This window comes from Xylanibacter muris (assembly GCF_013166605.1).
Taxonomy (GTDB): domain Bacteria; phylum Bacteroidota; class Bacteroidia; order Bacteroidales; family Bacteroidaceae; genus Prevotella; species Prevotella muris.
The window spans coordinates 29,269-43,332 of sequence record NZ_JABKKF010000013.1; the positions used below are offsets into that span (position 1 = coordinate 29,269).

The 14,064-nt window shown below is 46.0% G+C and carries 7 protein-coding genes; all 7 read right to left on the reverse strand.

What is annotated here, in order from left to right; all coding sequences use genetic code 11:
* Positions 1-27: 27 nt before the first annotated feature.
* On the reverse strand, positions 28-1,677 hold the full coding sequence (locus tag HPS56_RS11510) for a glycoside hydrolase family 43 protein (RefSeq protein WP_172276717.1): 1,650 nt from the start codon (positions 1,675-1,677) through the stop codon (positions 28-30).
* Between the two features lie 60 nt (positions 1,678-1,737).
* Positions 1,738-4,239 carry a glycosyl hydrolase 115 family protein gene (locus HPS56_RS11515; protein WP_172276719.1) on the reverse strand — a complete coding sequence of 834 codons (2,502 nt, stop codon included), beginning with the start codon at positions 4,237-4,239 and terminating at the stop codon, positions 1,738-1,740.
* Positions 4,240-4,253: 14 nt separating this feature from the next.
* Entirely contained in the window at positions 4,254-6,350 is a 2,097-nt protein-coding gene (locus HPS56_RS11520) for a glycoside hydrolase family 43 protein (protein ID WP_172276722.1), read from the reverse strand.
* A gap of 36 nt (positions 6,351-6,386) precedes the next feature.
* Entirely contained in the window at positions 6,387-8,309 is a 1,923-nt protein-coding gene (locus HPS56_RS11525; protein ID WP_369800311.1) for a glycoside hydrolase family 97 protein, read from the reverse strand.
* A gap of 36 nt (positions 8,310-8,345) precedes the next feature.
* Entirely contained in the window at positions 8,346-9,716 is a 1,371-nt protein-coding gene (locus HPS56_RS11530) for a glycoside hydrolase family 43 protein (RefSeq protein ID WP_172276724.1), read from the reverse strand.
* 6 nt (positions 9,717-9,722) lie between these two features.
* The gene (locus HPS56_RS11535) at positions 9,723-11,519 is read right to left on the reverse strand and encodes an alpha/beta hydrolase-fold protein (RefSeq protein ID WP_253952457.1); all 1,797 of its coding nucleotides are present in this window, start codon (positions 11,517-11,519) and stop codon (positions 9,723-9,725) included.
* A gap of 84 nt (positions 11,520-11,603) precedes the next feature.
* Positions 11,604-14,051, reverse strand: a complete 2,448-nt coding sequence (locus tag HPS56_RS11540) for a glycosyl hydrolase family 95 catalytic domain-containing protein (protein WP_172276729.1) — start codon at positions 14,049-14,051, stop codon at positions 11,604-11,606.
* Positions 14,052-14,064 lie beyond the last annotated feature (13 nt).

Here is a 14,064-nt window from a genome sequence, read left to right on the forward strand (position 1 = left end):
ACACATCTCATGCGGCATTCAAACAAACTACCGCCCAGAAGTTGCATAAAGACCTATACATGCTCCAATGAATCCTGATGAACGGCTCGTGCTGAGATTGACCGCATCAACACCACGGGCAAGAAGCTGCCAGTCTTTTCCCTGCTCGGCATAATAGAAGTCGTAATAACGCCCGCGGCCTTCTATCTTCAGGCGTAAGGGAGCATCAGATGTAAGGAATGCCGAACCAACAACGACACGGCCTTTCTCTGCACGGGTAAGAACCACGGCCTTGCGGCCACCAAGCAAGGTCTTGCCAAAAGTGAAATTATAGTCTTCATTCTGCAAGAGAGTGAAACCGGCAAGATCTTTTTCTGTTGCAGGACTGAAATCAACCTGTGTCTCTGCGGCAAAATCGGTATGCTGCTGACGGCAGAAAATAGCGGAAGGCGACTTGCGTTCCGAAATGTCAACAGGCTTAGGTGTAATCACAAGACCATTGTCAATGCGGTAGAAATCCGAGGGATTGCGCAGGAACATCCACCGTATATCAAGCTTTGGAGTGTCAAAACGGTCTGTATAGGAAAAATTGCCTGTATTCATGGTTTGGTCGTCTACAGGAATAATATCCGCCTTCTCATTCACTGTCGGTATTGCGGTATTCTTTTCCAATATCACCGGCCATCCGTCTTTCCATGTCACCGGCAACAGATATGTGTCACGCCCTGTATTGTAGAAGTCGTCCTCGTATGGACGGCATCCGAGGAACACTGCCCACCAATCCCCTTTTTTTGTCTGCACAATGTCTGCGTGTCCGGCACTTGTCACAATATCAGGCCTGTCTGGATTAAGGCCCGTACGCTGTGTCAGTATAGGATTACCGTTGAACTCCTCCCAAGGTCCCATGGGGTTTTTAGCACGAAGGATAACTTCGCTGTGCCATGCGCCAGTACCTCCTTCAGCACACATCAGATAGTAGTATTTTCCGACACGGAACAGATGCGGACCTTCTATCCATATAGGATTCTTCTCCACATGAGTGCCTCCACGCAAAATCTCCTTCTGTTCACCCACGACCTTGTCGGTTTTTGCATCGAACTCGTGGATGAATATCGAGCGCTGTCCTTCATAATCGTGACCGCCCACAGGTTCATCGTTGTTCACGATATACCCCTTTCCATCCTTGTCGAAGAAAAATGAAGGATCGATGCCGCCCACCTCCTTGAGATAAACAGGCTCACCCCACCCCTTTGCCGGGTCCTGGGTCTTCACAAAGAAATTGCCGCGTCCGACATTCGTGGTTATCATATAGAATGTCTTGTTCTTAGGATTATAGGTAATGGCAGGTGCAAAAATACCTCCAGATACATTCTGGTTGCCAAGCGGAAGCTGGCTCTCTCGGTCGAGAACATGTCCGAGTTGTTTCCAGTTTACAAGGTCTTTGCTCGTAAAAATAGGCACACCCGGAAAAAACGAGAATGATGAGTTCACAAGATAATACGTGTCGCCTACACGGCACATCGACGGATCAGGATAGAATCCTGCAAGAATCGGATTAAGATATTGGCTTGCCGGATCATACTTCTTGTCGAAACGGACATCCTTTCCGTCATACTTGAAATATTTGAATGTGGCGGTCTGAGCCTGTAAGACGAAAACGGCCAAAAGCATGGCTACCGATAAAAACAGTTTTTTCATTGCTTTGCTATAATTATTAAAACCACTATATGTTATATTTTAAAACACATTTATATATCTCTATTTCCTGAAATGCGGTGACTCCTCACCGAACAGATATCCGGGACTGTAACCTCCGAAATTCACCACCAGCTTCTCAAGCACTATGGCCGGATCTTTTGGAGCAAACGTTATGGTATGCTCACCATCACCAAGTTTGCCTATCGACACCTTGCTCTCCACTACACGGCGTGCAACAGTGGGATAATATATTGAATAGATATTGTCGGGATGCTCGTTAAGCCGTGAATTGAAGTTCACGGTCTGCGGTTTGCCACCGTCTATGGAAACAGTATATAAAAGTCCGCCCTTGTTGAGATAATCAAGCGTAGACTTAACTACAACATGCAGCACGGCATCATCATCAACAGCTTTATCAAGACGGAACCTATATGTGAGAGAGGCTCCTTCTGCCGGTTTGTCATAAGGCATCAGCGACATTGCTCCAAGTGTACGGCCCATATCCGGTATGAAAACCCATTCTGTGCCGTCAGAAGCCTTACTGCTGAAATAATGCCCAGCCTCAATGGCCACATATCCGTTCTTGGACTCGAATACAAAACCTCCGCATGCCGGCTCTATCCGATAAACCTCAGGCAGAATGTCTGCTCTGAAATTATCGTCCCAAGACTTGTATCCGATATGCTTCTGAATCATCATTCCGCGCCATTTGCCACCAGCAATATCATTATTATAAGCGGCACACAACATAGAATCGCGACGGAAAGCCGCCACAGTACGGTCTGCCCACAAGTTTGCTTCCGGGTCGTTATTCTTATAAAGACTGTTGTTCATAGCCTGGGCATAATACATCTGATGAAGGTTTGCCATGGCCTGAACAGGGAAAAGGATCAGTTCATTGTATGCGTCACGATAGCGGCTGTCAAGTGTGATATATTGACGCAGAGCCTCTGCCTCCAGACGCATGTAGTCATCGGCCACACGCTTCCATTCTCCCGAAGCAAGATTATATGTAGTAGCATCAAGCATTTCCGCTGTCGAACGTCCGTTATACTTGCAGCAAAGATTCAGGATACGTGCAGCTTCATCTGCCTGTAACTCACCGAACTGACGGCGACAAAACTCACGTGTATGCGCCGCTACATCAGCCACAGTCTCCCCAGCATAAGACACAGTCTTTATCACATCCGGATTCCATGCCATATCCATAAAAAGCGTTATTGGATATTCCATTGGCTTTAGATCACCGACATTAAGTATCCATAAACGGTCGAGACCGTTCTGATGTGCAAGTGAAAGTTGCTCCCACATATTCTGCGTAGGAGTGGCGTTTATCCACTTGGAATTTCTTGGCGCACCTACATAGTCGACATGATAATAGAGTCCCCATCCTCCCTTATGCTTTCTTTCATTGGCATTAGGCACACGGCGCACATTTCCCCAATTGTCGTCACATAGAAGCATTATAACATCATCCGGCACACGCATGCCCTTGTCATAATAATCCAACACCTCTTTATATAAAGCCCACACTTGTGGAGTTTTGGACGCCGGCTTTCCCGTGACCTTGCTTATAATCTTTCGCTGGTTCTCAACGATACGTTCCAACAATTTGGTATCGGCTTCCTCACTCATAGCCTCATCACCGTCACCGCGCATGCCTATGGTCACTATATCATCCGTATTCTTTATCCTCTCGATACCTTCTGTAAAAAATTGGTCCAATACCTTCTGGTTCGTCTGATAGTTCCATGCGCCATACTGCCTGCGCTTGCGGGCCCACTCCTGATGGTTGCGTCCCATAGGCTCATGGTGTGAAGTTCCGATGATTATGCCCATATCATCCGCCAGCCTCGAGTTCTCCGGATCGTCTGCATAAAACGCCCATCCCCACATTGCAGGCCAAAGGAAGTTACCCTTCAGCCGGAGAATGAGTTCATAAACTTTCTCATAGAAACGATGATCACCGTAATTGGTGCCGAAAGTGTTCTTCACCCATGATGTAAGGCATGGAGCCTCATCATTAAGAAACAGACCGCGATAACGCACAGCCGGTTCACCATCGGTATATTCACCTTTAATCACATAAAGGTCCGCATGTCTCTCCACAGGCACATCTGCCCAGTAATACCATGGCGACACACCTATCTGCTGAGACAACTCATATATTCCGTATACCGTTCCGCGCTTGTCGCTGCCGGCAATGACAAGCTGGCCGTCGATTGTCTTTATTATATATTTCTCGTTTTTTCCTTTCAAGTCGGCAAGTTTGCCTTGCTTAACCCACTTGTCTATTTGGCTGTTAACCCCGACAGTGCCAATAAGTACAGTAGGCATGCCGGACGTTGAAGACGGGCGCACCCCGGTGACTTTCTCCATATCGCCAAGAAGATTCTCCATAGCCATACGTACGCTCTTATGCTCACCGGCATCACAGCCGACGGTTGCACCATTCAAAGACAATACATCTCCGTCAGACGAAGAAAAAGAAATGAACCGTCCGGCGGCAAAACCAAATATAATATTCGTCAAAAGGAAAATAAAAACAGTCAGTCGTTTCATAAATTACAATTGTTTTAGTTTATTATTTCTACCTGGAACACTGTTCCATTTTTACGGTCAGGGGTTGCGCCGGCATTATCAGCCGAATACGGTTCTCCGGTAGTAGGCGAACAACCGATGAAACGACGGGTATGCATAGACATAAGCATACACTGTCCTCTCAGCATATCCTGCCACATGAGCAGGCTTCCTTCCGTTTCTTTCTTCATAAGCCTCACATCAGCGGAAAGTCCTTCGCCAACCACCGTAACAAAACCGGCACCGTTCATGGCCTCAAGCACCACACGGCCATTGCCTCTGTCATGTACAAGGAAGCGCACGGCTTCACTGTCATATTCACGTGATCCGAGACCGGCATTATGGACTATTCCATGTTTCATGGCCAGCATCCTGTCACCGTTACCAAGATTCGTAAAAGTGACAACCTTTCCAAGAGGCAAGTTACCGCTTCTGTCTGCAAGCGGTTCTTCTATATTGAAGTTGTCAAACTCGGCATATCCTCCATTCTTTCCTTTCCTGTTATAGGCAAAAAGAGAATATCGTGTGCCCTGAAAAGTCTTCAACTGATAAGGCATAAGCACTTCTGCGCCTATATTTATATAGTTGCGGCCATCAATACTATAGCTGAAATGAGCAATATCATTATCAAAATCACCTGTCACACGAAGATACAGCACAGACTTGGGGGATACTGCAACACCATCTGTCACCCTATCTCCATTCTGGTCCTTCATCCTCAACAAGAAACTATTCCCGTTGCGCTCCACAGCAAGCCATGCGTACGGCATATTGAGAAGACCTATGCCGGCAATGTCACCATCCTTAAGATGAGAGAACTCTAATTCCACGGTTGCAGCGGAAACAGGACCAATACCGCGCTGGGTAAGGGTATTGCGGGCCCACAGATAGTCCTTTGCAGGCATAGTGTTCAAACGCAGTTTTCCTCCGGCAAGTTTCCATTTCCCGGCGACAGGCTCATGATTCCATTGCCAGACATCACGCAAACTCTTTCCGTTGAAATCGTCACTGCGCATATATGGCGCATGCGGAACCTCATCCTTACCAACAGAGGGCTTAATCCACGTACGGGGAACACGCCCCAAATTGCCGTCAAGGCCAAAGTAAGGCCATCCGTTCTTCCATGTCACCGGTGACAGAGCCACTGTCCGCCCGACAGATGTAAAGTCAAGCATGGATATCCCCCACCAATCCCCGTTCGGAAGATCCACTATTCCACCCTGATGTACCGTGGCACATCCGAGACGGTTGCCGCCCTGGCCGCCTATATTGAACTTAAATCCTTCACCAGGAACAGGACGTCCGAGACCAACATTATGAACCAAATGACCTATAGGGGTACCGAAAGACTCTCGCTGACATATAGTAACCGTCTCGTATGGTCCCTCTATTCTGTCGGCACGCGCACACTGCATACGCCCCATAGGGGAGTAGTCCGCACTTATGATATAATACTTTCCACGTATTTTATATATATGATGTCCTTCACCCATGGCGTTTCCTTCTGGAATTATTTCACGGGTGCTTCCCTCGACAATACCGCTCAGATCGGGCTTAAGCTCCGTAAGCTGCACCGAACCATACTTATGCACGGCATATACTCTTCCATCATCATCGAACAGGACACTAAGATCATAGATATTTCCTCCCATGTTCTTATGTGTCCACGGACCGTTGGGGCTGTCGGAAATAAACACCTGCATCCCTAATCCGTTGATATTTGAAAATACGTAGAACTTTCCGTCATGATAACGGATACAAGGCGCCCATATCCCCTGCCCATAGGCTTCCTTGCCATTGACAAGCCTGAACTGGTCGCCTAAATTGAAGTTTTCCATACAGTAGCTTGCAAGCTCCCAATTCACAAGATCCTTCGAATGCAAGACTATCAGTCCTGGCAGACAATGCATCGTTGTTCCTGCAAGGTAAAAGTCCTCACCCACACGTATTATATCCGGGTCGGAAAACTCATCATAAAACAGCGGGTTTGTATATGTACCGTTTCCGTTGTCAGCTGTCCACGACTGTGCCATGCCAGATACAGGCATGAGCAACAGCGTGAAAAGCGTAAATATTATTTCTCTAATTATCATTGTTCATGTTTAGTAATAATACCATAAAGGCATGTCTCAATCAGTTATTACAACACCACCGTTGTCAGGAATGACAACACTCACTGTCTTTTTCTTAGAAACTTTCACATTGGAAAGCTTGTCATTCATATACATATTAACCGTTTTTCCGGCATCAAACATAGGCAATGCAAGTGTTTTTTTAAGCGGCTCACCCGTCGCATTTATTCCTGCAACATACCACTTGTCGCCAGAACGGCGTGCCATGATAACATAACGTCCGGGATAACCATCAACAAATCTAACCTCATCCCATGTTGTGGGCACCTGCTTCATAAAATCTATCGCCCATGTCGGAGCATCGTCGAGATTGTTCGGGGCAAGTGCGAAATGCTGCACAGGACTTTGGAAAAGCACTGCTGTGGCAAGCGCATACACGTCTGTGGTCACACGCCGGCTTCCGGTTTTATTATTGGCATTATAGAACTTATTCAGCGCAGAGCCTCCGAAATCCATCGAACCGACAGTGTTTCGGATAAACGGATGTATAGTTCCGCAATGAGCCTCGGTATCGCAAGATCCTTGTGAGAAATGGAGATTCTCGCTTGCAAGCACAGCCTCACTGGCAGCATAATTGGGATACATGCGCTCCCATCCGCGCGGCAATGTGCAACCGTGGAAAATTACAAGCAGGTTGTTGTCATTGGCATCGGTAAGTATCTGTTCATAGAGCTGCATCATCATTTGTTTGTCGCCACCAAAGAAGTCGACCTTTATACCAAGTATCCCGGCCTTTTTCATCCAGCGCATTTCTTCCTTACGTTTTATCGGGTCATTCATTATGCCGCGCGGTGACTGCGGTGCATGATTCCAGGAACCGTTTGAGTTATACCAAAGATAAAGCCCAACACCCTTTTGTCTGCCATATTCGGCAAGCTGCTCTATACGGTCATAACCGATCTGAACATCCCAAAGCGCATCAATGAGAACGGAACGATAACCCATTGCAGCGGCAAAATCTATATAACGGCGCTGCTCGTCAAAATTACAACTTGAGTCCATGCCGATAATCCATGACCAGGTACCCTTACCGTACTCATATTTATGGCCGGTAGTATACTTGGGCTTTACAAGATCCCATGCTACAGTCGTTTCAACAATATTTGCCAACGTAGCACCTAAGGTTATTGTCCGCCACGGAGTCTCACCAGGCAATGCCATCTGTACTGTAGTGTCTCCCCAGCCATTGCATTCCTCCGCCATTGGGAACCCCACTCTGTAATTACCGTCCGATTCTCCAAGAAGTCTGCATCCGCAATAGTTTCCGTCCGTACCGGTCTCGGAAAGAAGCACCCACCCGTTATCACCGTTACGGAAAAGACACGGGAATGTATATCCAAAACTCCATCCGTTCTTTCCTATAGGCCCGTCACATGTATATCTTGTCTCATAACTCGGGGCTGTACCGGCAAAACCTGTCATCGGCTTTGATTGCGGACAAAGGAAAGTGGTTGTGCCTACTGGCATTCTGAAAGAGGTCTTCTCTTCCTTTACTACACAGCAGAACTTTCCCTTCGGGGCATTGACAACATAGCGGAAAGCCACATCACGATTGCTGACACGAAACACCACAGCCATAACCCGGCTACCGTCTTTTTCAAAACTGCAAACCATTTCATTGGCAGAATAATCAACATGACTGCACTTTATATTGCGAAGCTCATAGCTTTCGCTTATGCTTTTCCTGTCAACGTTGCTTAAGATAAGGTCGCGGCTGAAATCACCTATATTTGTCACGAGTCCGAGTTCCGACTTTCCTATAAACACCTTATCATCATACTTTACCTCATACATCGCACGTCCTCCGTCATCGGAAACAGTGACAGCAATACGTCCGTCAGGACTATTCACCAGATATTCTGCTGCGAAGCCCAACAGAGGACAGACAGCAGACAACGACATAAAAAACAGTTTCTTCATATTTATTACATTATATGTTTTTATTCAAATATGTTTTTATTCAAATTTCCACCAGTCAAAATTAAACAGCTTACACCCTTTATATCCCTTATATACAAAATAGATATCATGCTTACCGTCAACGACACTTTTTACCGGAACCTCAAACTCTTTCCATTCTTCCCATCCTCCAGTGGAAGGTATCTCAACAGTTGCAATTAATGTTCCGCCTATACTGTCAGCCCTGACTTCTATCTTTCCTCCCTGCAATGCGGATGCCGCACACACTTTGAACTTTGCATACTGCCTGTTGCCAAAATCCACCTCACGCACTTTAGTCCAGTCTCCATTGTTTATTTCCGACACATACACTCCTGTACGATCGTTATTCTCGGTCTCAACTCCTTTTGAGAATGCCATTGTCTCTGCTTCTGTCCTTATGAAAGGATTTAATGTGCCTACCGGCTTCACACCCTCATCCGTGGGATTGATAATAGGGAATGTGCCGTCAGGATTATATTTGAACTCCTCAACAGCCGCACTGCGTCCGAATCCTCCGCCACCGGGAAGTTTTCCGGTATGATAAAAGAAATAACTATGTCCCTTGAAGTCCGCCACACCGCAATGATTTGTAAACGAGCCTGTCTTACTTAACGGCATAATCTCACCACGATATTTCCACGGGCCTGTAGGTTTCTTGGCTGTAGAATAAGCTATATGCTCGGGCACACCTCCTGCCGCATAAAGAAGATAATAAAGCTTATCACGCTTCATCAACCACGGACCTTCTGTATAACAGTCCTTATATTTCACATCTTTTTTTCTCAGTTTCATATCCGGAGCTCCAAAACCTTCTACGGTCTGTTCCACCTTCTCCACTTTTCCGCTGTATGAAATCATATCGCGGTTGAGACGGATATAATATATATTCGGATTACCCCAAAACACCCATGCCTGACTGTCATCATCTATCATCACAGTCGGGTCTATATTATCCCAGGTGCCGTTATCCACAAGAGGTTTTCCTATAGCATCGCGGAAAGGACCTGTAGGACTGTCTCCAACAGCAACACCTATAGCCATTGCATTAGTAAGTTTTGAATGGGCACATATATACCAGTAATACTTTCCGTCACGCTCTATACACTGCGCTGCCCATGCCCGATCATCAGCCCATGAAAATGTATCCAGGCTCAACGGCATGCCATGGTCTGTCCAGTTTACCATATCTGACGTTGAATACAAACGCCAGTTATACATCCAGAAGAAATCCGCTCCTGCCTCATCATGACTTGTATAAAGATACAGCCTGTCACCCGAAACCATAGGAGCAGGATCAGCCGTATATCTTGTTTGGACAATAGGATTCTGTGCACCGGCAACTGTCGTCGCCATAGCCAAAGCTGATATTAATAATGATTTTTTCATATCGTGTTATTTAAATAATAATTGTGCGAATTTCCACAGGCTCTCCCTCCATACAGGCCATGTATGACCTCCGGGATATTCATAATAGGTATAATGTATACCCATATCATCCATACGTTCAAGCATAGCCTTGCAGTTATCGTATGCGATGTCTTCCTTTCCTCCCATAGAGAACCAAAACTGCCGGAACTGACTGTTATAATATTCAGGACGCTTGGAGAGCATTTTATAATAAGGCTCACCGGAAGCATCAGCCATAAAAGACTGGGATGTGCGGAACCATCCGGAACTGAAAACCCCGACGTACGCAAATTTATCAGGATACCTCACGACGGTTGACAATGTCTGGATTCCACCCATTGACAATCCGGCCAAGGCACGATTATCACGGCCGTCCATTATTCTGAATCTTTTCTCAGCCAAAGGCATGACACACTTTAGCAGTTCCGAAGTAAAATCCTTCGTATTGCCGTCAGCCATGACCACAATCATCGGTACAGCCTTCTTCTCTGAAATCAGATTGTCAAGTATTATGTCGCAAAGCCCTTGATTGCTCCATCCACGTTCATCCTCTCCTCCTCCATGCTGCAAATAGAGTACAGGATAGCGGGAGTCGTTGTCTTCATATCCGGCCGGAGTGTAAACATATAAAAACCTCCATGCCTTTTCCACATCGGAATAATATCGTATCCTATGCACATCACCGTGCGGCACATCCTTCCATTCAAACTTATCCACATCCTCTGCGTATGGAATCTCCATACCGCTCGCCATCTGGCTACATCCGAAAAATGTCTCAGTATTAGGATCGGCAACACGCAATCCGTCAGCTACAAGAAAATAATAATGAAAACCTTCGCTCTGCGGATCCGTGACACAGGTCCAATACCCTTCTGAGTCTTTTGACATCTCATAACGGCGGCCAAGGTCTACAACCAGATGTTTCGCTTCCGGAGCCTTCATGCGAAAAACGACTCTGTGGTCTTTTGTCACACGCGGATATTCCGCCCTGCGGACATTCCATGCCGACGGCTTTGAATCGCCTCCTACAACTTTCAATGTACGGCGCAGAGCTTTCCGCCAATAATTCCAATCATGACTGCCCGAACCTGTTCTCCAGTCGTATACTATTCCTCTCTCTTTCAATGCCTCCACAAAATCTCTGTTTGCATCAAACGTGAAATCGCCATTACCGCAATCAACAAACCAGCTGACAGTTTTCCATCTGTCAACATCATTCTTTGAACCTTCAATTACAGTACGAATAGGATTATTACGCTCCACTGCCTGCTGACGCCATTCACCTAACGGATCATTCTTGAGAAAATCAAGATGTTGCCTGCGAAGATATCCTGTCATATTATAGACAACACGGAACAACTCCGGATGATGTAATCCGTAAACAACAGCTCCGCCACCGCCCATTGAAAAACCACCGATAGAGCGTGAATATTTGTCGGCACGCACACGGTATGTCTTCTCTATATATGGCATAAACTCCATGAAAAAGAAATCTTCATAAGTCCATAACTTATCATTCATCCAGCTCATGCGATGCTTGTTGGCTTCAGGACATACTATTATCATTTCCTCCATATCACCATCATTCACCAATTCATCAACCAAAGCCGTCAGTCCACCATGCTCTTCCCACTGCGTGTGAGGACATCCTCCACCATGGAGCAGATAAAGAACCGGATACCTCCTATCCTTGTTCTTATCATAACTGTCCGGCAGACATACTGAATAATCCCATTCTGTAAATCCGTTCAGCAAACGGCATGGCAGCTTGCATTCTTCCATACGGCAGCCTGCACTTACACATAAGGAAAAAAACAATCCCCAAAAAGAAATACAGCAAATCTTTTTCATATTACATCATATAAATCATTTCATGGAATATGCCGTATACGTATGTCCGGCCTTGGTATCTATATCATATTCATATACTTTACGAACCGGCAGGCACCTGAAATCCTTCAACTCTCCCGACTTCAACGGCTTCTTTATACCGGCCTTACACAACAAAGGATTGGCACAGTCTCCATTTGCTTCGCGAAGCCCTTTCATCTTCAACGGTACATAAGAACGTAAACGTAATGTGCCGCCAATCTTTGAACGCACGACAGCCTTGTCCAGCTTTCCTTCCGACCATTTAACATCAACCTCAAAACCTCCACGTGTCAACAGTCCTTTCACCTCACCGTTTTTCCATTCATCAGGCAAGGCCGGCAGAAGATGAACAGCACCGTCATGACTCTGCACAAGCATCTCGCATATACCTGCCGCACAGCCGAAATTGCCATCTATCTGGAAAGGCGGATGAGCATCAAACAAATTCGGATAAGTACGGCCGTCGGGATACTCTTTGACCTTACTGTCGTCCGGCAGAATATGAAGCATATTCCTTATTATACGGAAAGCATGATTACCGTCAAGCATACGTGCCCAGAAATTTATCTTCCATCCGAGACTCCATCCTGTGGCCATGTCTCCACGCTGCTTCAACGTATTTGCCGCAGCAGTAAACAATTCCGGATTAGTGTAAGGCGATATCTGATTGGAAGGATACAGACCATACAAATGAGATATATGACGGTGTTCATCCTTAGGATTGTCTGCATCCTGCAACCATTCCTGCAACTGTCCGTGACGTCCGATTTGCATCGGAGGCAGCTGACTTATGGCATTACGCAACCTGTCCTCATAATCACGGTCTTCTTTTCCAAGAACATCCATCGCACAAAGCACATTATTAAGAACGTCAAATACAATCTGATTATCCATCGTAGCGCCCGATGTCACCGTTGTACCCTTACCCTCCGGTCCGTGTTCAGGAGATACTGTCGGCACTGTTACAAGCCATCCATATTTAGGATGACGCTGCAAATAATCAACAAGAAAGTCTGCAGCACCTTTCATCACCTCATAATTTTCGGCAAGAAACCTTTTGTCGCCAGTAAACAGATAATGCTGCCATATATGTGTAGACAACCAGGCTCCGCCAGTAGGAAACATCCCCCATGTCGTACCGTCTACCACCCCGGATACACGCCACAGGTCTGTATTATGATGAGCCATCCATCCACCGCACCCATACATTCCGCGCGCAGTCTCCACACCTGTCTTGCTAAGGTCCTTCAACATTGAGAACAACGGTTCCGCAGTCTCTCCGATATTACCTATGTCTGCAATCCAATAGTTCATCTCTGTATTGATGTTGATTGTATACTTGGAATCCCAAGGAGCGTTCATCTTATTATTCCACACTCCTTGAAGATTTGCTGGCTGTCCGCCATACTGCGAAGATGATATAAGCAGATAACGTCCATATTGCATCATAAGGGAAACAAAATCCATATCCGTACCATCGGAAAAAGCGGCAAGACGTCTGTCTGTAGCAAACGATGAACTTGCAGACTTATCCAAAGTCAACGACACGCGGTCATACTGATTACGATATTTACCGACATGCCTTGACAGCAATTGCCTGTATGACTTTCCCTTTACCGCCTCCAACACTTTTTGGTTCCTTAAAGAAGGATTTCCTGTTATATCCTTATAATTAACAAAATTGGTTGCGGCAACGATATAAAGCGTCGCTACGGTTCCTGACTTGACATCAATACAGTCATTACCAGCAGCAACAGTTCCATCACTTTCTACAACGACCTTAAGTTCGGCTGTAAGTCCCCCCGAAATACCCTCCTGTTCTACATTATCTATTATAGCAGTCAGTTCATTATCCTCTACAGAAACCTTATTTTTCAACGGACAAGCATGAGAAAGCCGGAAATTAAGCCGTCCCTTACCACCGGCATTCAGTCTGACAATTATCACATCATCCGAAAGAGAGGCAAATACCGTTCTCTCATACTTCACACCGTCACACAGATAACGTACCGTAGATGTGGCATCACCCAAATTCAAATCACGATAATAATCACTGACATTATTATGTCCCATTGCCAGCTTCAGACTTCCCAATGAAAGATAGCGCATTCCATGCGGCCCTTTCACGAAATACTTGTCTATGAGCCTATGCGCCTCTCTCTCATTACCTTCAAATATGAGATTCCTGACTTCCTGTAAATGTTCCTTTGCGTCTATACTGTTGTTATTATAAGGAGAGCCAGACCAGAATGTCTCTTCATTCAACTGGATTTCCTCCACATCCGTCCCACCATAAACCATAGCTCCAAGATGTGAATTGCCCACCGGCAATGCCTCAAGCCAATGTGCAGCAGGGACACCATACCACAACTTATGCTCCTGGGCATGTCCGCAGCAGAATGCCGCTACAAGAAACGTAAATAGAAATATTACTTTTTTCATCTTCTTCATTCTT